The sequence below is a fragment of the Corynebacterium sp. HMSC22B11 genome (assembly GCF_001815965.1).
Lineage (GTDB): Bacteria > Actinomycetota > Actinomycetes > Mycobacteriales > Mycobacteriaceae > Corynebacterium.
Genome location: NZ_KV823510.1, coordinates 1 through 22353 on the forward strand (window position 1 = coordinate 1; position 22353 = coordinate 22353).

Genomic DNA, 22353 nt, shown 5'->3' on the forward strand with positions numbered 1-22353 from the left:
CGGTCGCCCGAATCCGAAAACTGCTGGTTATTCATTGGGAACCATGTTAGTCCACGCGCCCCGCACCCACCCCGCGGGCGCGCAGCTTTGCCGCCCGTGCGCACGGCGGTGCACCCGCGTGCACAGCTCACCCCGCGGGTGTGCGGCCCCGTGAGCTCTTCACCCCCCCCGCGACCCCCACGCACGGCGAAGGGCGGGGCAGCGGATCGCGTACCCCACGCACGCACGAAGGGCGGGGCCGCCAGCGCGAAACCTCTCGCGCCGGTGCCCCGCCCCGTCCCCCGGGAGCCTCCCTGTTAGCTATTCAGCGCGCGGTTGACCGCGGAGGTCACCGCCTTCAGGGAGGCGTAGGTAATTGAGCCGGCAATACCGGCGCCCCAGACGCGCTGCCCGTTGACCTCGGCCAGCACGTAGGCGGCGGCTTCGGCGTCGTCACCGCTGGTGCGGGCGTGCTGATTGTACTCCTGCACCTCCACGTCCACGCCCAGGGACTCCAGCGCATCGCAGTACGCGGCGATCGGGCCGTTACCGCGGCCCTTGAGGGTCTTCGCCTCACCGTTGAACTCGATCTGGGAGGTCACGGCGGACTCCTCGCCCTCGTTCTGACCGCCGTCGACGGTCGTGGAGATTACGTCCACCGGAGCGGTGCGGTCCAGGTACTCGGTGGCGAAGATGTCCCACATGGCCTTCGGATTCACCTCGCCGCCCTCGGCGTCGGTGACTGCCTGGACGATGCCGGAGAACTCCACCTGCATCGGGCGGGGCAGGTCCAGGTTGTGGTCGGTCTTCATGATGTAGGCCACGCCACCCTTGCCGGACTGGGAGTTCACGCGGATGACGGCCTCGTAGGAGCGCCCGATATCCTTCGGGTCGATCGGCAGGTACGGCACCTCCCAGGTGACGTTGCGGACGGCCTCGGTCAGGGTCTCGGAGTCCGCGCTGGCTGGGTCCTCCGGGGTGTCCTCGGCGGCGTCGCGTTCCGCCATGGCTGCCAGGCCCTTGTTGATGGCGTCCTGGTGGGAGCCGGAGAACGCGGTGAATACCAGCTCGCCGCCGTACGGGTGGCGCTCCGGGACGCGCAGCTGGTTGCAGTACTCCACGGTGCGGCGGATCTGGTCGATGTCGGAGAAGTCGATCTGCGGGTCCACGCCCTGGGTCAGCATGTTCAGGCCCAGGGTGACCAGGCAGACGTTGCCGGTGCGCTCACCGTTGCCGAACAGGCAGCCCTCGATGCGGTCGGCGCCGGCCATGTAGCCCAGCTCGGCGGCGGCCACGCCCTCGCCGCGGTCGTTGTGCGGGTGCAGGGAGAGGATGATGGAGTCGCGGCGGTTCAGGTTGCGGTGCATCCACTCGATAGAGTCCGCGTAGACATTCGGGGTGATCATCTCCACCGTGGAGGGCAGGTTGATGATGATCGGGTTCTCCGGGGTCGGGTCGATGACCTCGACGACGGCGTCGCAGACCTCCTTGGCGTACTCGATCTCGGTGCCCGTGAAGGACTCCGGGGAGTACTCCCAGCGCCAGTTGGTGTCCGGGTAGTCCTGGGCGATTTCCTTGATCAGGTGGGCTGCGTCGGTGGCCAGCTTCTTGATGCCTTCCTTGTCCTTGCGGAAGACCACGCGGCGCTGCAGCTCGGAGGTGGAGTTGTAGAAGTGGACAATGACGTTCTTGGCACCTGCGCAGGCCTCGAAGGTGCGGCGGATCAGGTGCTCGCGGGCCTGGACCAGGACCTGGATGGTGACGTCGTCCGGGATCTTGTTCTCTTCGATGATCTCGCGGACGAAGTCGTAGTCCGTCTGGGACGCGGACGGGAAGCCGACCTCGATCTCCTTGTAACCCATCTCCACCAGCATGTCGAACATGCGGCGCTTGCGCTCTGGGCTCATGGGGTCGATCAGGGCCTGGTTGCCGTCGCGCAGGTCGACGGCACACCACTGTGGGGCGCGGTCGATGACCTTATCCGGCCAGGTGCGGTCCGGCAGGGTGATGTGGTCGACTTCCTCGAAGAATGGCAGGTAGCGGCGGTTCGGCATCTGCGAGTTTCGCTGCTTGTTCCAGGCGGGCTGGTCGGCCGGGATCTCCCCGTTGGGGGTCTGGATCTGGGCTGGTGCGGAGATGAAGGAGTCGGTGTTGCTCATGGTGTCTTCCCTAAGTGTTGTCGGTGTCGTGCTGTGGCAATGAAAAAACCGACCGGCATGCAAAAACCCCGCGACGGGGAGCCGGTCGGTTGTTGGTGTGTCTACCTACTAGGCCCCGCCGCGGCTAATAAGGAGAATGGCGCCGCCGCTGCGCGGGTGAGGGGAAATCATGTGGCTCAGTGTAGCGTGAAACAGGCCACATGTCAGTTCCATTGCCCGGGCGGGGGTGTTCACCTAGTGGGAAGTGGCCTCTGGTGGCGGAGGCCGGTGCGGTGGCCAGGGTTGTGGCGGTGGCTACCGCCAGGGTGACTGCACCGGTGGTGGTGAGGCGACGGGTAGTAGAAGCCTGAGAGGAAGATGAGCTCATGATGCTAATCAAGGCACCAGGCAAAAGCCCGTTAACTTTCCGTGGTGTCCCCAGCGCCGGAGGTTGCGGGTTCCTCTTCGCCCTTCTGCTTGCGGAAGTTCTTCCACCACCAGCGGATCAGCAGTAGCACGATGATCGCGGCGGCCGCGAGGATGGCCCACATCCACCACTGCCAGGTGGTGCCCTGCCCGTCGAAGACGGACTCTTCCTGCGGGTCCATCGGCACGCGCTCGGCGGTGATGATCAGCCGGTGGGTATTGATGCCATAGGGGGTGCACGTGATGAGCGTGACCAGGTCCTTATTCGGCGTGCGGCGCAACAGGCTGGTCTTATCCGGGGTGACGACCTCGATATCCCGGACCTCGTACTTCAGCTTCTCGCCCGCCGCGGCGATGTAGACCGGGTCGCCCTTCTCGATCTGGTCGAGGTTGTCCCACAGGGTGGCGTTCTGCAGGCCGGTGTGGGCAGAAAGTGCGGAGAGTCGGCCCACTGGTGGGGCGGGCGGGATGGAGCCATCCTCGCCGGGCTCGCCGGGTGCGCCGACGGGCAGGTCCGTGCCGTAGAGATGGCCCACCCCGCGGGCCAGCACGCGGTCCGAAGTGCCGTGGAAGATCGGCAGGTCGGACTTGATGGAGGGCAGCACAATGCGACCCATGGCCTCGGTCTCGTTCAGGACGGAGAGGTACTTCAGGTAACGCTGGTACGCCGGGGAGCTCTCGTCATCGGAGCTGGTCCACGCATCGCCGGGGTCGATGTCCCCGAGGTTGGCGTTGTAGTGCTGTGCCTCCTCCCAGGCCTTATTGAGGACTTCTGGGGGCACGCCTTTTTCGAGCTCGGAGTAGGCCTCGGCTGCGCGAGATTGTTGGTAGTTATTCCACTGGGTGGCGAGCACCGGGTATAGCAGCACGCCCAGGCCGGCGAGGATGAGGACGACGGCGATGATCGCGTTGGCGTTCAGTTTCTTGCCTCGGCGGGGCTGGGTCGCCTCCGTCGTGTTCGGCGCTGGGGATGGGTCAGTCATGGGCCTTAATTTCTGCTGAAAGGTGTCGGGGCTCGCTCCGGTGGAGCGTCGAGAATCGAAGTCTATTCTTCGCTGTGAGGTTCCAAAAGACTCAATTTTGACTGTGAGGCGCCAATCACTTTTTACCCTAAAATGGGCGGTGGGTATTACCTGTGGTTTTATAAAGAAATGATGTTCAATAGGCCAGCGTGGTGCCGGTTTTGAGGGCGCGCCCGACAGGTTTGTTTTGGGGACAGTAACGCATGTCTCAATCGTTCTTACGTGCGGAGATGGATCAAATGTGTCACTCGTTGTAGATTAATGATGTGCGATTCACTAGGTGGGGATCGCGGGACTGAAGTCCGGGAAATTGGTGACATCACAACAACAGTGATCTGTCAACAATGCGGCTTCGGGTGCGCGTGACCACCAGCGATCTTTAAGGTGACGCGGCCGAGGGGGCCAGCGAAGCTTAAAAGCAGCTAACCGGAGTGAATCGCTGAACGTCGAGGGGCGCTATGCGCCCTAGTCACTACTGATGTAAAGGAATTCACTCCAGTGAAGAAGAACTCTCTGACCATTCGTTCGGTCACTTTCGCTGCCGTCGTTGGCCTCTCTATGGGTATCTCCGCTCCGGGGGCCCTGGCGCAAGACGGTACTGCTGTTGAGCAGCCTGCCGGTGAGCAGGGTGCTGTAAACAAGGCAAACATCAATTTCTCCAAGAAGGGCTCGATCACCCTCTACAAGAAGAAGGGCGCCGAGACCACTAATCCGGCCACTGGTAAGGAAATGACGGGCGTCCCGGGTGAGGCTCTGTCTGGCGTGACCTACAAGATCACCAAGCTCGATTACGACTTGCAGAAGGATGATTGGGCGGCGTTCCCGAAGTCGGCTGCTGACGTCAAGGACGACAAGAAGACTGCGGAAACCAAGGAAGAAACCACCGGCACTGATGGCAAGGCAGCTTTCACTGATCTGCCTTTGGGTATCTACTTGGTAGAGGAAACTAACGCTCCGGCCGGCATCGTTGCCGGTGCTCCGTTCATCGTGTCGGTGCCGATGGTTAACGAGGCATCGGATGCCTGGAACTACGACGTCATCGCGTACCCGAAGAACACGGAAACCAAGACCGAGAAGACTGTCAAGGATGCAGATCAGAACATCCAGGACGCGTACACCTACACCATCAACGCGGATGCTCCGACCTGGGGCGAGGGCAAGAGCTTGACGGCCTTCCGCTTCGAGGATCAGCTGGACCAGCGCCTTGATTTCCAGAAGGTCACCGAGGTCAAGGCTGGAGAGACCGCTCTGGGTGCCGGTGACTACGAGGTCAACAATCCGGCTGAGAACGGAAACAAGCTCGTCGTTAAGCTGACCGACCAGGGCCTTGCCAAGGTTAAGTCCGGTGACAAGATGTCTCTGACCTTCGAGGTCAAGCGCAAGGAAGTGGGCGACACCACTGAGCTGAAGAACCAGGCTGACGTCATCTTCAACAACCCGAACACCGGCAACGAGGTCAAGAACAAGACCAATGAGGTCGTGACCTATCACGGCAAGCTCAAGGTTGTTAAGAAGGACGGCAAGGAGGACGGTAAGGTCCTGGAAGGTGCTGAGTTCGAGCTATACCAGTGCACCGCGGCAAATAAGCTGGGCGGTAAGTTGACCGTCAAGGAGCAGGACAAGTGGACCACCGGTGCTGACGGCACCATCACCATCGACGGACTGCACGTCACCGACTTCGCAGATAACGCACAGGTCACCGACATCAAGAAGTTCTGTCTGAAGGAAACCAAGGCTCCAGCGGGCTACGCACTGCCGGAAAACCCTGTTACCGAAATTGAGTTCACCCGCGAGAACATCGCGAAGACTGGTGAGCTCGAGGGTGACGACGCCGTCACCCTTGTTTCTGAAATTGAAAACATCAAGCGCGACACCCCGAACCTGCCGATGACTGGTGGCATGGGTGTCGGCATCCTGGCCGCAATCGGTGCCGCCATCGTGGCAGCCGGTGCATGGTTCGCACGCCGCGGCGCTAAGAACTAATAGCCCGCTGAATAGGTAAAACCTGGCCCGAAAAGGCAATCGCCCGGGCCAGGTTTCACCCACATCAAGCCAAGCAGAACCAGCCTCAGGAGTACCCCGTGGATCACACCCCCAGCACCAGCGTGGAACCGAAGAAGGAACCCCGCCGTGCCAACAGCACCAAGACCAGCCCCGTGCTGGCCGCGGTGCTCGTGATCCTCGGGGTGCTCGTGATGCTGTACCCGGTGACGTCCACCCTGTGGAATAACCACCTCGCCACGAAGGCCGCGCAGGAATACGCGAAACTCGAAAAGAACACCCCACAAGAGGTGAAGAACACCCAGTGGGAGCGTGCCCACGAGTACAACGAGCACCGAACAACCGGCCCCATCCTCGACCCCTGGCTCGCCCGCTTCGATAAGAACAACCCGGACTACCAGGAATACCTGGACCAACTCGACGCGAACGACGCGATGGCGCGCCTCATCTTCCCCAAGATCAAGGCAGACCTGCCGATCTTCCACGGGACAGATAACGACACTTTGCAAAAGGGCTTGGGGCACCTCTTCGGCTCCGACCTGCCGGTCGGCGGCAAGGGCACGCACTCGGTGATCACAGGCCACACGGGCCTGGCGAACTCCACCATGTTCGATCACCTCAACAAGGCGGAGAAGGGTGATGCCTTCTACGTCCAGGTCTCCGGCGAGAAGCTGAAGTACGTGGTCGACCAGATCAAGGTCGTGCTGCCCACCGAAACCGAGGACCTCCGCCCGGAGCAGGGCAAGGACTACATCACCCTGATCACCTGCACCCCCTACGGGATCAACACGCACCGCCTGCTGGTGCGCGGCCACCAGGTCCCGCTGGACGAATCGGATCACGAAATCTTCGACAAGAACCACGGTGCTGGGTGGCAGTGGTGGATGTACGTCCTCGTCGCGGCAGCAGCGCTGGTGCTGCTCCTGCTGCTGCGGTGGCTGCTGAAACAAAAGCGGGATCGCGAATCCCAGGAAACGACAGAAACGATGAATGACGAAGGGGCTGGCGCAGATGACTAGCCAAGCACGCGCGGCGCGGACCAGCCGCAGCCTCGTGGCGGCCATCGCCCTCAGCGCTGGCCTGCTCGGCGGCGCACACGGTGCCGTCGGTATCGCAGAGGCAGCCAAGGTTGCCGGGCTCAGGGATCAGCCCGGGGTGTCCCGCGACTACGGGACCGACACGCTGAGCATCACGCTCTCTTCCGGCAATGGCGACCCACTCAGCCCTGCTACGGGAAAGGTTGCGGGCGTGACCATCAAGCTGGAGCGACTCAAGGGCATCGACCCGGAAAACGCCGCGGATAAGGCGAAGATCCGCAACACCGGCGCGAACAAGATCGCCGACTGGCCGACCGACCGCACGATCACGGCCATAACCAACGACGTCGGCCAGGTCCGATTCCAAGGCCTCGAGAAGGGCATCTACCTGGTCACCTCCCAGGCGCCGACTGGTGCCGCGGCGGGGGAGTACCGGGAAATCGAACCCTTCCTCGTGGCGGTGCCTTTCCACACCGTCGCTGATAACCCCCGGCCGGTGGAAGGCGTGCTCGTGGCGAAGACGAACACCACGGTTCCGCCGACCACCCCACCGACCGAACCTCCGGAGACGCCGCCGTCGACCCCACCGGGGACGCCACCGTCGACGCCTCCGACCACCCCACCCCCAGGGGACACCCCGCCGGGCGAGACCCCGCCACCAGGGGAAACCCCCGGGCCGGGCGATGAGAAAGAACGCGGACAGGGCGACCTGGCGATGACTGGTGTGCAGATCATCGGGCTCGTCCTCGCCGCAGTGGCGCTGATGGGCGCCGGACTGTTGATGCTGTTAATCACGAAGAAGCGAAAGCAAGAAGGGTAGCGACAATGAAAACAAAGTTCATGGGTGTAGCGGCCGCGCTGACCGCCGCGCTCGCGCTGGTTTTCGGCGTCGCTATTCCGGGCGCGCTGCCGAGCTTGCCGGCCCCGACCGCGCAGGCGCAGGATCGTTCGTTCACGATTGCTAAGCAGCAGAAGTACACACAAAAAGGCGACCGCCATATTCCTAATTACAAGATCCCTGCCGACCAGCTCAGCGGCGGGACTCTGACGTTGGGTGCAGGCACGGTTGTCACTCTGGAATCCAGCACCACGTTTTATAGTGCCCCAAATCCGGCAGACTTCACGGTGTACTACACGGGCACTGGCGGTGGCTGGAATGAGACCCAGGCAACCTATAAGAGGGTGAGTGGAAAGAAGTACGAGGTCACCCTGCCGGAAATCACCATCGGTGGCGCCGCGGAAATTGAATTCAAGGGAGTCCACCGCGGATCCCCTAACACGGTAATCTCCGCAAAGTTTGACGTCGTCGGTGGTACCACGCAGCCACCGGTTACGAAACCAGACCGCGAATGGACGGGCACGGATACTCACGGCCAGTTCACCATGCGTGCAACCCAAGGCCAGGAGCCTACGGTCACCTTCAGCCGAAAGCTGGGCGAAGATGGGACGCTGAGCGGTGCAGTCGAGGCGTGGGTAGCTGATCAAAATGGTTATGACGTCGACGGCGCCAAGGCTTCAAAGCTGCGTATCACTGGACCCGATGGTGCTGTTGTCTACGAAGCGAGTGGCGTGCCTGGTAGCACTGGCGTAGCGCCCATCCAGAACTGGGCCGGTGTGCGCTTTACCCTGCGCGACGATCTCAAGGTAAAAGCAGGAAGCACCATTGAGATTGTGTCGCCCTATGGTTTCCGGCAGGGGAACCCCGTCACCGACTCCAGTATCCAGTCCCCCATCGGGCCTGGAACCTTCAAGATCAACTTCGAGAAGGCGAGCAACTTCCAATATCCGAATCAGAGGCAGGCAGTCTGTAATCCGCCCACTGCGCAGGGCGATGTAAACGGCTTCCGCATATTCCCGCGCAGCGATGCCAAGCGGCAGATCCGTGAAGTCCGTGCTGTTGGTATTCTAGACCCTGACACAGGCCAGCTAACACGCATCAATGAACCTTTTGATGTGGTGCTCAGCCCAAGTGGGGTCAACGATACGGCCGACGTGAGGTTCGCAAAGGCGGTGCCTAACCCCGATAGCCACCCGGTCTGTGCTTTGGTTATTTTTGATGCAGACCGCGAGATCAAGCCCAAAAGTCCAGGCGACCAATCAGGCAACCAACCAGCCGACCACTTCACGCTCGCAGCCCGTCGCGACGTTTACCCAAAAGACGGCAATGAGGTCTACCAGAATTCCCAAATCGAAGCGTCCAGTGATTGGGATAAGTCTCGAGTAGAAAACCCGAAGCCTGCGCCTAGGTGTGGCCAGAACATCGCGATCGTATTGGACGCCTCAAACTCAGTGATCGCCAAGAACGGTGTTGATGCTGAAGCGAACGCGGCCCGTCGAATTGTTGAGGCGCTCAGTGGTACAGCCACGTCGGTCGGTGTCTATAACTTCGCATCTGCGGGAACGCGTTTCAACGACGCCAAGGTTGCGAGCACGCCACTTGCTGATCCCGAGGGGAAGAAGCGGGTCCTTCAGGCCATTGAGAACTATCGCCGCCATATGAAAGATCCTGCGACGCTGCAAAGCCGTGGGCAGGGCGCGACGAACTGGGAGGGAGCACTCAAGGAAATTGCGACGTACAACTCCGGTAACCAGAACAAATACGATGTTGTTTACTTCGTGACCGATGGTTTCCCAACTTTTAGCGACTCGGATAAGCCCGGTGATAAGCCCGGTGGCGGCGATAATGGCTCCGCAGGTATCGTTCACGTGTCGGATGTCACCCGCGCACGGGATGCCGCCGATACTGTGAAGAAGCAAGGAACCCGCATCCAGCCGGTACTTGTGAACATCCCGAGTAACTTTAAGGAACCAATCGCTAAGGATTCCACTGCTGAAGTCCGCCACCTTGACCGCTATCGGGAGTTGTATAAAAAGTCCCCGGCACACGCGATCATGGTGTGGGGAACCGCCGATCCAAATGCAACCTTCGTACGCGACCAGTTGAATTCCCAGACGATGGATGTGTTCGGGCTGCGAGAGGATACGTTGTGGGGCCAGGGGCTCGGCGATGTGTTGGCCTCCGACACTAAGCCTGCCAAGCAGCCCCTTCCAGATAACCGGCGCACGGTTCTCAGTGACCGGGACTGGAAGACCTGGGCAGTGGGCGAACGTACCGCAACGCAAATGGGTGACATCATCTCTGGGTCGGGTACCTCCGTCCTGGCGAAAACCTTCGACGATTTGGACAGGGTGCTCTCGCAGCTGGCCCTCGCTTCCTGCGTCGGGACCGTGAGTCTTCAGAAGAGTGTTGTAATGCCCGGTGGCAAGGCCCCGAATAAACCACAATTGGAGGGCTGGGAGTTCACTGCTCAAACCAAGGGCAGCTACCTGCTCGATCCTCAAGGTGAGCGCGTGAACCAGACGAACGGTAAGACCGATAAGCGCGGCTGGCTGACGTTCAACCTGGAGACAGATACCCCAGACCAGAAGCCGACCGTCCGGATCACCGAAAAACAAAAGGACGGGCACAGTCTGTTGAGCCAAAAGCAGTCCGATGGAAGTAAGGCTTATGCTGTCTGCACCGCGCACTCCAACAAGGGTGGTGAGGCTAAGCAGGTCATTGTGAAAACACCCGTGAACAGCACTGAGGCTTTCGAGCTGGAGGTAGATGCCGATAGCATCGTCAACTGCTCCGTTGTGAACCAAATGGATCCGGAGAAGGGTTTCTTCCGGGTTGAGAAGGTGGACGAGAACGGCGAACCGCTGGGCGGCTCCAGTTTTGAGGTGTGGCGCGCTGATTCCACCGGCACGAAACCGACCGGGGATGGGCCGGTGTGGCGAACGGGGCAAGAGTCCACGGTGCGGATGGATCAGGGCAATTACGTCTTGATCGAAACCAAGGCGCCAGGCGGATACTCGCTGCTTCCGCAGCCCATCGCCTTCCGCATTGGACTCGATGGTGTTAAGCAGACGATTGAACTGACCGGTAAACAGGGCGCTTCGTTCGTCCTGGAGTCAGGCCCGGATGAGAAAACTGGACGCACTGGCACATTCATGAAGATCGCCAACGTCACGGTCGGCGAACTGCCGAAGACCGGCGGCTACGGCGTGGGTCTGGTGGGGCTCATCGGCGCCGCACTCGCAGGGGCGGGCCTCCTGCTCGGCCGCCGCAAGACTGCCTAAGGGGCAAACCCGGGCAGGGGAGTGGCGCGTGCATCGCGCCACCCGGCCTAGGCAGTAGGCACACAAAGAAAGGGGCGGGCTCAGTACATAACGCTGAGCCCGCCCCTTTCTCGTCTTTGGTGAGAAGGCGGCCTGCTAGCTGCCTTCTAACGCAGGCCCGGCAGGAACTGCACCAGCTGGGCGCCGATACCGAACACCACGCCCAGGGAACCCAGCACGATCAGCAGCTTGTGCCACCACTGCAGCTCCCCAGAAGAACCCTCCGCACCCGGGGTGAGGGAGCCCAGGGAACCCGCGCTGCCCTGATCCTCTTCCGGCTCTTTCGGCTTCGGGTTATCAATATCGAAGCCGAACGCGGCCACCGTGACGGTCACCGGCGCGGACTCGGACTTCTCCCAGATCGCCGCCACCGTGCCGTCGAACTCCTTCGCCACGAACTCCTGGAACTCCGCGCGAACCTCGTGCTCGCCGCGGGCCGCGAACGCATAATCCAGCACAGCCTTGCCAGTAGCCGGATCGACCTCGGCCTCGCCGATCACCTCATCGCCGGAGTAGAACACAACCTTCGGCGCCGCAGCGCCCTCCGGCACCTCGGGCAGGCTCTCGCCCGCGGAGGTGACCGTCGCGGTGAAGCGAACCTCATCACCAGGCAGGATCTCCGCATCCGCCTCCAAGTCGACGTCGGGGCGGGTGTGCGCGAGCTCGGTCTGAGTGGCCTGGGCGATCACGGTATTCGTCAGGGCACGCGCCGCATCGCCCGCGTGGCAGTAGACGGCAACAGCGGTGCCCGGGGTGCCGTTCTGGCTCGCGACCAGCGAGAGAACGTTGTTCTTATTGCTCTTGCCTGCAGGGCCAGTGCCCTCTCCGGCGGCGCGCAGTCCGGTGCGGATGGCCGCACCCGGGGTATCCGGCGCGGTGACGTCGAAGGCGATCTTCGGCAGGCGGAACTGCTGATTGGCATCAACCGCAAGCCCCGCACGAGCAACCCGTCCGAAACCGAAGACGCCATTGCTCCAGTTATCGTTCTCGTTGCCGCCGTTATTCACGGAGTTCGCCCCATCCCAGATGCGGGCGAACTCGCCGTTCTCATCCAGCTGGCCCGCCGCGTTCACTCGCTGCACCACGGCAGCAGGATCGGCGTTGAGGTTCGTGCCCGGCTCCACGATGCGCAGGTTGGAAATTTCCACGCCCTGCGGGAGCGCGATGTCGTACTTCATGCGCGCTGTGCCCTTGCCGCCGGTAGCCATCTCACCCGGCTGGACGGTGACGGTAAAGGTCTCGCCTGGCTGCACGCGCTCGGGATAGCTCACGTCCACAACGTCGGGGGTGAGAGTCAGCTGGGATGCGTTCCCGATAACTCCGCCGATAGTGCCGGCATCCTCCGCGCACTCCAGGTTGACCTGCTTGACCGCTGCGGTCACCGGGGAGGCGCCCGCCTCCTGCTCCACAGTCTCCTCGGCCTGCGCCGGAGCGGCCACGACCAGCCCCAGGGCCAGTGCGATCGCGCTCGCGCTGCCTATCAGCTGGCGGGCACCCCGGGCGCCCACGCTCCGGTGAGCCGAAACCCCAGCATTGTTCTTGTTCATCATTGGTGAAAGCCTTTCTGCTGAAGATTCCGGTTAGAACGTGAAGATCGAGCGGAAGAAGTCCGCGAAGAAGCCAAAGATCTTCTCGAAGATCTCCTTGATGCTGCCGAAGAAGCCCTTAGCGCTCGAGCCCTCCGAGGACGAGGACGAGCCATTCGGCTTCTTGTTCTTGTTCTGCTCGTCGTTTTCGCCCGGCGCTGCTGCTACAGCGACGTCGATGCTTCCGGTGCCCAGCACTAGGCTGAGGTCATCGCGCTGCGGGTGGAAACGCGCTTCCAGGGTGTGCGTGCCGGACTGCAGCCAGCTCAGGTCTGCCTCCGCGACACCACGGACCACAGGGACCTGGAGCAGCTTCTCGCCGTTCATGACGGCCCGGCCGTTGTCGGTGAAGGTCAGCACGCCGTTGACGTCCTTGGCCTCGCCCTCGTTAGGGGTCAGCGCCACGCGGTAGGTGCCGCGTTCCTTCACAGTGCTGGTGTTCGGGCCCGTGATCTGGACGTCGACGGAGCTGTACTTCAGCGCATCCTCCCCGTCGCCCGGCAGAGCATTGACGGTCAGCAGGGATGCCGCCGACGCGTCCACTGGGCCAGCCTTATCGCTCAGCGGTGCACACTGGACCGGAGCCCACACGGTACCGACGAAAGGTGCGGATACCTTGCCGAGCAGGGTGAGGAAGTTCTCGTCCTGGCCGTACTGGCCGGCTTTTCCGGCGGTGCGCACGCCAAAGGCCTTCTCGCCCGGGGAGGTGGCGCGGAACTTCGCGCTGACCTTCGGGAAACGCAGGTCCAGCTTGTTCTGGCCTGCCTTGTAGGTCACCCCGCCCTCAGCGTTCTTCGAGGAATTCGGGCTGTTGCCGATGGTCTGGTTATCGGTGCTGGCGAAACGCAGGATCCGGCCGGTCGGGTCCGGGTAGCCCTGCTCGTTGACCGTGAAGGCCGACAGCCCCTTGATATTGGCGCCGGACTCGTCGATATCCGCACCCACGAAGCTCACCCCAGCAGGAAGGGCGAAGTCGAGCTTCAACCGCGATGCGCTGTCAAAGGTTCCAGCGGGCAGGGGAATGTCCATCGCCACCGGGTCGAGGTCCAGGTCGAGGGAGAAGACCTCCCCGGTCTTCACCTCGCCTGGGGCGGTGAGTTGGAAGGCTGCCTTCTCAGGGCCGACATGCTGGACACCAGCGACCTTGCTGGGGGTCGCCTTGCAGGAGATCGTCAGTTCCACATCGCGCACTTGCGGAGCCGCCGGGGTGGCGTCCTTCTCGGAGTCCTGCTCAGCACTTTCGCCTTCAGCGCCTTCCTGGGGCGCCGGGGTCGTGTTGCCACCCGCAGCGCCGTCCTCGTCGGAGTTGGTCGCGCCGGTGGTGGTTCCGTCCGACGTGGGCGCGCCGTCCTCGGCGATGGCCACGGGGGCGAGCAGCAGGGCGAGTGCCGTGGCGGAGCTAGCGGAGGCCAGCGTGAAACGAGTCTTCATTCACTCTCCATCGTGAAAATTGGTGAAGTAGTAGCTAACGCTGTGCGCCCACGGCCCCTGGGCATGAACCCTTGGGGACGTGGGCGCACAAAAGTTACCGAGAAGACTAGCAGTGCTTTGCAGTTGAAAAGAAAACCGCTTCGCCGCGGGTGTACCCCTGTGAACTGGGGCCCGGGAAGCGGAGGGGCCAGCAGGAACGCGGCGCACCAGCGCCGAGTCCCGCCTAGGCCGCGTGACCGGTCGCGTCCGACCTAGCGGCGCTCCAGCTCCTCCAGGATCGCGCGCATCTGGGTGCGGCGCACCTTGCCCATCTGGTCGGCCGGCAGCGTTGTCACGTGGAAGAACTCCCGCGGCACCTTATAACCCGTCAGCACCTTCTTGCAGTGCTGGCGCAGCGAGTCGTGCAGCTTCTCGCCCACGCGGCGTGGCTCGTGCTCCTCGCCCTCCGCGGCCTCCGCCAGCGTCACGGCGGCGACCACGCGCTCGGAGCCGTCCTCCTTCGCCAGTCCCACCACGGCGGCCTCCTTGACCTCCGGGTGCTCCAGCAGTGCTTCCTCCACCTCGGCGGGGTAGACGTTGAAGCCGCCGGTGACGATCATCTCCTTCAGGCGGGAGACGATCTTCACGAAGCCATCGGCCTCCATCACGGCCATGTCACCCGTGCGGAACCAACCATCGGCAAAGATCTTCTCGTTGAGCTGCTCCTGGTGCAGGTAGCCGCCGAAAACCTGCGGGCCACGCACCACCAGCTCGCCCTCCTCGCCGTAGTCCAGCACCTTCGTGGGGTCGTCCTGATCCACCACGCGGGCCTCCGTATCCGGGAACGGAACACCGACGTAGCCCGGGCGGCGGTCATCACTCATCGGATTACCCAGCACGATCGGGGAGGTCTCGGTCAGGCCATAGCCCTCCACGAGGCGGCCGTTGGTGAGCTTCTCCCAGTTCTTCACCGTCGCCACCGGCAGGGCAGAGGCGCCGGAGAAGGAGTTCCGCATCGTGGACAGGTCGAGGTCCTTCTCCTCCGCCAGCTTCACGATCGCCTGGTACAGAGCGGGCACGCCCGGCACCCAGGTCGGCTTCTTCTTCTTAATCACCTGCTGCAAAAGGCTCGGCTCCGGGGCCGGGAGCAGCAGCAATTCTCCGCCGATCAGTGGTGCCAGCGCACCGTTCATCGTCATGCCATAAGCGTGGAACATCGGCAGCGCGGCCAGCATCCGCTCCGGATCAGCCTGCTCGCCCAGGCCCGGCACCCACGCCTTACCCTGGATCAGGTTCGCGCAAATATTCCGGTGGCTCAGCACCGCGCCCTTCGGCGAACCAGTCGTGCCCGAGGTGTACAGAATCAACGCCGGGGACTCCGGCCGCACCTTCGGCAGCGCATCCTGAATCGCGCGGCGGCCCAACCCCGGTGCCATCGCATCCACGGCGGCGTCCCAGTCCTCAAACTGGGTCGGGCCACCCGTCAGCTTCGCCTTCGCCTTGCGCAGCGCCGGCACCGGCAGGGAGAGTGCGACCCGCTGCAGCAACGGCATCGATTTGGTGACGTTCACCGTGAACACCTTCTCCAGCGGGGTGGTGTCCACCAGGTGCTGCGCAATATCGGCCGCGTTATCCCAGAACACCGCGACCTTCGCCCCGTGATCCGCGAACGGCCCCTCCAGCTCGTGCGCGGTGTACAGCGGGTTGTGGTACACCGCCGTGGCCCCCAGGGAGACGATGGCGTAGAACGCCACCAGGTTCGCCGGGCAGTTCGGGAGGACGACGGCCACCCGGTCGCCCCGCTTCACGCCACTTTCCTTCAGGACGGCCGCGGCCTTATCCACCAGCTCCCCGAACTCGCTGTAGGTGATCTGCGTGCCCAGGAACCACATCGCATCCCGCTTGCCGTACTTCCGCACCGCGTCGCGGAAGATGCTGACCAGGGTGGTCTCCCCGTAGTCCAGGGTCGGGGCGGTCCCTTCCGTATAGAACTTCAGCCACGGCTTGGCCTGGTCAGAAGAGCTGTTCTGGGACGGTGCAGTGCTCACGGTGGGGTTCCTCCGGAAAATCGAGGGCAGTAGTTGGGGGTTTGAATCAAGCCCGACTCACGATGATATGCCAGCCACCCCGGCCCGCGTGGCTAGTTCCGCCTAGTCGGTGATCGTCTTCCGGGAGAGCACCACCGTGGAGACGATCATGATCACCAACGCGGCGGCCATGTAGATCCACTGGTAGCCGGAGACGTCGAACTTCTCGCCCAGGATTGTGTACCCCAGCGCGAAAGCGAAGATCGGTTCCACCACCGTCATCGCCGGCAGGGAGTTCTTCAACGGGCCCGCGTTGAAGGAGGCCTGCTGCACGGCCGTGCCGATCACAGCCAGCCCGATCAGCCCCCACAGCTCCCAACTGATCAGCAGATCCAGCACCCCGGAGCGGGTAAAAATATCCGTCACGGCCTTGGACAGCACCGCGACATAGCCCATGATCCCGCCGGTGATCGAGCCCAAAATCAGCGCCCGATTCGAGCTCCGTAACCGCAGTGAAGCCAGATACATCACCACGAAGATCACCACGCCGATGCCCAGCGCCGTCAACCACCGCGGCAGGGAAGGCTGCGCCACCCCGGCCTGCGGGCGGCCCAAGACCACGATCACCGCCACCGCGACCGTGAGCAGTGCCGCCCACGCCGTCTCCGACTTCGAAATCCGGCGACCAGAAAGCTTCGCCGAAAGCGGCAAGGTGAACATCAAGGAGAGCACCAGAATCGGCTGCACCACCAACAAGGTGCCGAAGCCCAACGCCACGATCTGGAAGGCATAGCCCAAAAAGGACAGCCCAAGCCCGGCCCACCACCGCACACGGGTGATCGCCGCGACCACAGAAGAGGTATCCGTCCCACCGGAATCCTCGGCGACCCGGTGCCGAACCACCGTGCCCCACGCGATCGTGAGCGCGGAGGCGAGGCCGAAGAGGATCGCCAGTGCGTTGCTATGCATCATCGGCCTCCACCCTAAACCAACAAGCGGTTGCCCCCGGCCAACGCCCTCCTATAGGGGAGCACTAGCCCCTCCTGTAATCTGTGTAACACGGAAAAGCCCCACAACGGCAATAAGAAAAACCACCCCAATCAACTCCGAGCATCCGGGAAGGCGGGCCAAAACTACATGGCACTCATCGTGCAAAAATACGGCGGCTCCTCGCTGGAATCAGCAGAGCGCATCCGCAGCGTGGCGGAACGGATCGTGGACACTAAAAAGCAGGGCAACGACGTGGTCGTCGTCTGCTCCGCCATGGGTGACACCACCGATGAACTCCTGGACCTCGCCGAGCAGGTCAACCCCGTGCCACCGGCCCGCGAGATGGACATGCTCCTCACCGCCGGTGAGCGCGTCTCCAACGCCCTCGTGGCCATGGCAATTGCGTCGCTGGGCGCCGACGCGCAGAGCTTCACCGGCTCCCAGGCCGGCGTGATCACCACCGAGCGCCACGGCAACGCACGCATCGTCGAGGTCACCCCAGGCCGCGTCCGCGAGGCTCTGGACGAGGGCAAGATCTGCATCGTCGCAGGCTTCCAGGGCGTCAACCGCGAGACGAAGGACATCACCACCCTCGGCCGCGGTGGGTCGGACGCCACCGCCGTCGCGCTCGCCGCAGCCCTGAAGGCAGACGTCTGCGAGATCTACTCCGACGTCGACGGCGTCTACACCGCCGACCCGCGCATCGTCAGCGATGCAAAGAAGCTGGATAACATCAGCTTCGAAGAGATGCTGGAGATGGCCGCCGTCGGCGCCAAGGTCCTCATGCTCCGCTCCGTGGAGTACGCCCGGGCCTTCGACGTCCCCCTGCGCGTGCGCTCCTCATACAGCAACGACAATGGCACCCTAGTTTCCGGATCGATGGAGGATATTCCAGTGGAAGAAGCAGTACTCACGGGCGTTGCCCACGACCGCTCCGAGGCGAAGATCACCGTCGTCGGAATCCCAGACGCGCCGGGCGAGGCCGCCCGCATCTTCCGCGCCGTCGCGGACGCCGAGATCAACATCGACATGGTGCTGCAGAACATCTCCAAGCTGGACGACAACCGCACCGACATCACCTTCACCTGCCCGCGCGAGGACGGCGCCCGCGCCGTGAAGTTGCTCAAGGGCATGCAGGAGTCCGGCGACTGGCAGAACGTCCTCTACGACGACCAGGTCGGCAAGGTCTCCCTCGTCGGTGCCGGCATGAAGTCCCACCCGGGTGTCACCGCCGACTTCACCGAGGCGCTGCGCGACGCGAACGTCAACATCGAGCTCATCTCCACCTCCGAGATCCGCATCTCCGTGCTGATCCGCGAGCACGACGTCGATAAGGCCGTCACCGCCCTGCACGACCGCTTCCAGCTGGGCGGCGACGAAGAGGCCACCGTCTACGCCGGAACCGGCCGCTAAACACTACGCTGGGGGGGCCGTTGGGGCGTCGGGTGCATGCCGTACCCCGCAATGCCCCCGCGGCCCCACAAGAACTTCTCTAAAACAATCTTTTAAGGACTGATTCCCCGTGACCACGCTTGCTGTCGTCGGCGCCACCGGCCAGGTCGGCCAGGTGATGCGCGACCTGCTCCAGGAGCGCAACTTCCCCGCTGACCAGGTGCGCTTCTTCGCCTCCTCCCGCTCCGCAGGCAAGGAGTTGGAGTTTGGTGGCAAGAAGATTGTTGTTGAGGACGTCGCCGCCACGCCGACCGAGGAGCTCAAGGGCATCGATATCGCTCTGTTCTCGGCGGGTGGCGCGACCTCCCGGGAGCACGCCCCGCGCTTCGCGGAGGCCGGTGCGACTGTGGTGGATAACTCCTCCGCTTGGCGCAAGGACACCGAGGTTCCGCTCATCGTCTCCGAGGTCAACCCCGGCGATAAGACGGGTGCCGGCAAGGGCATCATCGCGAACCCGAACTGCACCACCATGGCCTGCATGCCGGCACTGGGCGCGCTGCACAAGGAAGCCGGCCTGACCCACCTGCACGTCTCCTCCTACCAGGCGGTTTCCGGCTCCGGGCTGGCTGGCGTGCAGACCCTGATGAACCAGCTGCGCGAGAACCTGGACAAGATGGAGCAGCTCGTTGAGGACGGCTCTGCCTTCACCGCGGAGGACCTCGGCCCCTACGTGGCGCCGATCGCCTTCAACTCCCTGCCGATGGCCGGCAACCTCGTGGACGACGGCACTGGGGAGACCGACGAGGAGCAGAAGCTGCGCAACGAGTCCCGTCGCATCCTGGGCATCCCGGAGCTGAAGGTATCCGGCACCTGTGTGCGCGTCCCGGTGTTCACCGGCCACATGATGACTGTGCAGGCGGAGTTCGCCAACGAGCTCACCGCCGAGCGCGCCCGCGAGATCCTGGAGTCCACCCCGGGCGTGAAGGTCGTGGACGTCCCGACCCCGCTGCAGGCCACCGGCATCGACGACACCCTCGTCGGCCGTATCCGCCAGGACCAGGCGGTCGACGGCAACCGCGGCCTCGTGTTCGTCGTTGCTGGCGATAACCTGCGCAAGGGCGCCGCGCTGAACACCATCCAGATCGCGGAGCTGCTGCTCGATAAGTAGCCCGCCGCCGGGCGCGGGCGAGCGCCCGGCCCTGCGCCATATCTGGCGTGTGCTCCGAGGCATGCTCTAGTGAACAGGGCATAGCGAAAGGGAGCGGCCTAGCGTGATGCTAGGTCGCTCCCTTTGTCTTGCCCGAGGGGCGTCTCGCAGAGGCTAACCGCGGTCCGTTTTGGTGGTTGGCCCCTCAGCAGGGTCGATGCCCACGCCGGCCTGCGCGCTGTCCTCTGCGCCGACGGGCTCGCCAACCTCCTCGCCGAAGACCTGCTGAGCCTCATTGGCCTCCTGCTCATCGCGCAGCTGACCCACCGCGATCAGCGCGATGCCCAGCACCGACCAGGCCAGTAGCACCAGCAGTGGCTGCCACAGCGCGGCATCCGGGAAGTGCACCAGCAGCTTGTTCAGCTTCGTCGCCGCACCCGGGGCCAGCGCCTCGCCGAGGCTGCCCAGCGCACCCAGGAACTCGCGCGGCTCGTTCGCCCCGGAGAGCGGGTAGGCCAGCACCGGGATCGCCACGCCGATCCACGCCCCGTAGCTGCCCAGCAGTGAGCCGAGGCCCGCCACCGGAGCGGCAACAGCCAGGATGCCCAGGGCGAAGGAGAGCCACAGGGAGACCAGGTTGCCGTCCACATAACCCACCGTCAGCACGGTAACAACAGCCGCGATCAGGCCGCCGAGCACCGAGCCCGCCAGCAGGGTCAGCACGCGCTGCTGAGTGCCGCGCAGCAGCCCCACCGAAGCAAGCCCCAGCAGCAGACCGGCGAAGACCAGCGGAAGCGTCATCTTGCCCAGAGTCTTGCCCTGCTGCTCCTGCTCGGACATCGGCACCAGGTCCTGGATATCCGGGCCGGCCATCGCAGCCTGCATGACCTCCTGGGAAGGCTGCTTGCCCTCGATCTGCGCGCGCTGCGCCGGCAGCTGGTTAACCTCCTGGGCGAACTCCGCGATCGCCCGGGAAGGCTCCAGGCCGTTCGCGGATGCCAGCAGCGCACGCACCTGATCCGGCTCGTCAGAGATCACCAGCGCGCCCTGCACGTCGTTGTTCTTCACTGCGGTGCGCGCGGCGGAGGCGTCCTCGTAGCGCTCCATCTTGAAGGGGATGACGAGCTGGTTCTGCTCCGCGACCTCCTTCATCTGGCTGTCGAGCTCATTGAAGGTCTTCTCCGAGGCCGCGATGCCCACCGGGATGTTCTGCGGTTCGGCATTCTGGGCGGGCCACAGGAAGCTCAGGAAGATCACCGCGATGGCTGCGATCGACATGATCGCCGTGCCGATGGACAGTGCCATCGGTCCCGCGGGCTTCTTCTGTTCCTGCCCCTCTCCCGGGACGACGTCATCCGCGGTGCCGTTCGCAGGAACCGCGCCGTTCACCGGCGTAGCGCCGTCGGTGACGGTGCCGTTGGCGACAGTGTCGTCAGCAGCGGTGCCTTCAGTGACGACGTCGCCGGTCGGGACGTCCCCGCGAGCCGCAGCGTTACCGTCGGTCGCTGCGCTGCCCTCGGCTGCGGCAGCGCTGTCGGTTGTCGCGGCGCGATCAGCGTTCGCGGGCCCGGTCGCGTCCGGATTCTCAGCCGGGTCGGTGGGGTCTTGGTTATAGGGATTCGCCATCTCGTGCGTCACGACCCTTTCATGACGGTTGGGGAAGGTTGACCTTCCCGATGCTAGCGTCTCCCGCCACCCGGCGAACAGGGAGTAGGCGAACCGCGCTTGCTGCGAGGTCTCCGCGGCCTCGGCGCCACGCGGCGCGGTCGGCTTAGCGCTGGGCCCCGCAGCAACCCGGTGCGCACGGCGCACCGTCACAGGTGCCGCCGAAGTTTGGCACCGTCCCCAGCTTCTTCACCAGCTCCGCAGCGGCACGCTGCGCCTCGGTGAACTCAGTGACCGGCAGCTCGTCGTCAGCGACCTCCGCGACCAGGTCCACGATCATGCTGGCGAAGCTCTTATCCAGGCCCGGCGTGGCCGCCCGCACGAACGGCACCCCGTGCTCCTCCGCGACCTCCCGGACCTCCGTGTCCAGGTCCCACAGGACCTCCACGTGGTCGGTGATGAAGCCCACCGGGCACAGCACGATCGGGCGCTTATTACCCGCCGCCACGCGCGCCTCGAGGTGATCGCACACATCCGGCTCCAGCCACGGCACGTGCGGCGAGCCGGAGCGGGACTGCCACACCAGCTCCACGTCATAGGGAGTGCCCACGCCCAGGTCGACGCCCGCGGTCTCGCCCGTGTGGGCCGGGCCGTCGCCGCGGCCTCCCACCGGCTTGCCCGCCGCCAGCTGGCCCGTCCACCCCAGGGACGCGCCCGAACCCGGCTGACCAGCGAAGCTCGAGGCCTCCTGGATCAGGCGGGATGCATTGAGCACCTGCTCCGAGTACAGGTTGCCCCCGAAGCTGTGTGGGCCGCCGGTATCGTCCGCCTTATTGGGCACGGAGTGGGCGGTAAACACCAGGTCGGCGTCGTCCTGAACGGAAGCGGGAAGCTCCGCGCGCGCCGCGTCCACCGCAGCGGCGAAGGCAGCGACGAACGCCGGGTGATCGTGGAAGTGCGGCAGGCGCTGCACCTTAGGTGCCTGAAGCCCAGCCTCGCGCACCGCATCCAGGGCGCGGCGGATGTCCTCGTTGTACTGGCCACAGCCCGAGTAGCCGCCCCAGGCGCTGGTGACGAACACGTACACCGTGTCGAAGCCCTCGCGGGCCAGCTGCACCATCGTGTCCTCTACATAAGGCTCCCAGTTGCGGTTGCCGAAGTACACGGGCAGGTCCACGCCACGGCTGGCCAGCTCGGCCTCGACATTCGCGATGATCTGCTTGTTCTGATCATTGATGGGGGATCGCCCACCCAGGGCGTAATAGTGTTCCCCGACCTTCTCCAGCCGCTCGCGGGGGATACCCCGGCCGCGGGTCACGTTCTCCAGGAACGGGATCACGTCCTCCGACTTCTCGGGCCCGCCGAAGGAGAGGAACAGCAGAGCCGACCGGCCAGCCGGTGCGGCAGCGAAAGCAGAATCCGTAGCGCTCAT

General features: G+C 63.9%; 14 protein-coding genes. 6 read left to right on the forward strand and 8 right to left on the reverse strand.

Annotation, left to right across the window (positions count from 1 at the left end; translation table 11 throughout):
* Positions 1–296 precede the first annotated feature (296 nt).
* Positions 297–2138, reverse strand: a complete 1842-nt coding sequence (leuA, locus tag HMPREF3088_RS07845; protein ID WP_070759198.1) for a 2-isopropylmalate synthase — start codon at positions 2136–2138, stop codon at positions 297–299.
* Between the two features lie 398 nt (positions 2139–2536).
* Positions 2537–3526, reverse strand: coding sequence for a class C sortase (locus HMPREF3088_RS07850; RefSeq protein ID WP_070759199.1), 990 nt, complete (start codon positions 3524–3526; stop codon positions 2537–2539).
* Between the two features lie 537 nt (positions 3527–4063).
* Here HMPREF3088_RS07850 and HMPREF3088_RS07855 point away from each other — a divergent pair.
* The 4 genes from HMPREF3088_RS07855 to HMPREF3088_RS07870 all read left to right on the forward strand — a co-directional run bounded on the left by HMPREF3088_RS07855 (position 4064) and on the right by HMPREF3088_RS07870 (position 10725).
* Complete coding sequence (locus tag HMPREF3088_RS07855) at positions 4064–5548, forward strand: SpaH/EbpB family LPXTG-anchored major pilin (RefSeq protein ID WP_083317369.1); 1485 nt, start codon at positions 4064–4066, stop codon at positions 5546–5548.
* 98 nt (positions 5549–5646) lie between these two features.
* Positions 5647–6585, forward strand: coding sequence for a class C sortase (locus tag HMPREF3088_RS07860; protein WP_070759201.1), 939 nt, complete (start codon positions 5647–5649; stop codon positions 6583–6585).
* Positions 6578–7423: an isopeptide-forming domain-containing protein gene (locus tag HMPREF3088_RS07865; protein ID WP_070759238.1), complete on the forward strand. Its 846-nt coding sequence runs from the start codon at positions 6578–6580 to the stop codon at positions 7421–7423. Before HMPREF3088_RS07860 ends, HMPREF3088_RS07865 begins: the two co-directional genes overlap by 8 nt.
* A gap of 5 nt (positions 7424–7428) precedes the next feature.
* Positions 7429–10725: a VWA domain-containing protein gene (locus HMPREF3088_RS07870; RefSeq protein ID WP_070759203.1), complete on the forward strand. Its 3297-nt coding sequence runs from the start codon at positions 7429–7431 to the stop codon at positions 10723–10725.
* Positions 10726–10871: 146 nt separating this feature from the next.
* On the opposite strand, the gene HMPREF3088_RS07875 is transcribed toward HMPREF3088_RS07870, so the two are convergent.
* The 4 genes from HMPREF3088_RS07875 to HMPREF3088_RS07890 all read right to left on the reverse strand — a co-directional run bounded on the left by HMPREF3088_RS07875 (position 10872) and on the right by HMPREF3088_RS07890 (position 16756).
* On the reverse strand, positions 10872–12314 hold the full coding sequence (locus tag HMPREF3088_RS07875; RefSeq protein ID WP_070759205.1) for an Ig-like domain-containing protein: 1443 nt from the start codon (positions 12312–12314) through the stop codon (positions 10872–10874).
* A 30-nt stretch (positions 12315–12344) separates the two neighbouring features.
* Positions 12345–13781: an Ig-like domain-containing protein gene (locus HMPREF3088_RS07880; protein ID WP_070759207.1), complete on the reverse strand. Its 1437-nt coding sequence runs from the start codon at positions 13779–13781 to the stop codon at positions 12345–12347.
* Positions 13782–14032: 251 nt separating this feature from the next.
* The gene (locus tag HMPREF3088_RS07885; protein ID WP_070759209.1) at positions 14033–15808 is read right to left on the reverse strand and encodes a long-chain-fatty-acid--CoA ligase; all 1776 of its coding nucleotides are present in this window, start codon (positions 15806–15808) and stop codon (positions 14033–14035) included.
* A 102-nt stretch (positions 15809–15910) separates the two neighbouring features.
* Positions 15911–16756 carry a DMT family transporter gene (locus HMPREF3088_RS07890; protein ID WP_210401515.1) on the reverse strand — a complete coding sequence of 282 codons (846 nt, stop codon included), beginning with the start codon at positions 16754–16756 and terminating at the stop codon, positions 15911–15913.
* Between the two features lie 168 nt (positions 16757–16924).
* Between HMPREF3088_RS07890 and HMPREF3088_RS07895 the strand changes: the two genes are divergently transcribed.
* On the forward strand, positions 16925–18190 hold the full coding sequence (locus HMPREF3088_RS07895; protein ID WP_070759213.1) for an aspartate kinase: 1266 nt from the start codon (positions 16925–16927) through the stop codon (positions 18188–18190).
* A 109-nt stretch (positions 18191–18299) separates the two neighbouring features.
* On the forward strand, positions 18300–19337 hold the full coding sequence (locus HMPREF3088_RS07900; protein ID WP_070759215.1) for an aspartate-semialdehyde dehydrogenase: 1038 nt from the start codon (positions 18300–18302) through the stop codon (positions 19335–19337).
* 153 nt (positions 19338–19490) lie between these two features.
* Here HMPREF3088_RS07900 and HMPREF3088_RS07905 read toward each other — a convergent pair whose 3' ends face one another.
* Complete coding sequence (locus HMPREF3088_RS07905; RefSeq protein WP_246818120.1) at positions 19491–20954, reverse strand: ABC transporter permease; 1464 nt, start codon at positions 20952–20954, stop codon at positions 19491–19493.
* A gap of 133 nt (positions 20955–21087) precedes the next feature.
* Positions 21088–22353 carry a ferrochelatase gene (locus HMPREF3088_RS07910; protein WP_070759216.1) on the reverse strand — a complete coding sequence of 422 codons (1266 nt, stop codon included), beginning with the start codon at positions 22351–22353 and terminating at the stop codon, positions 21088–21090.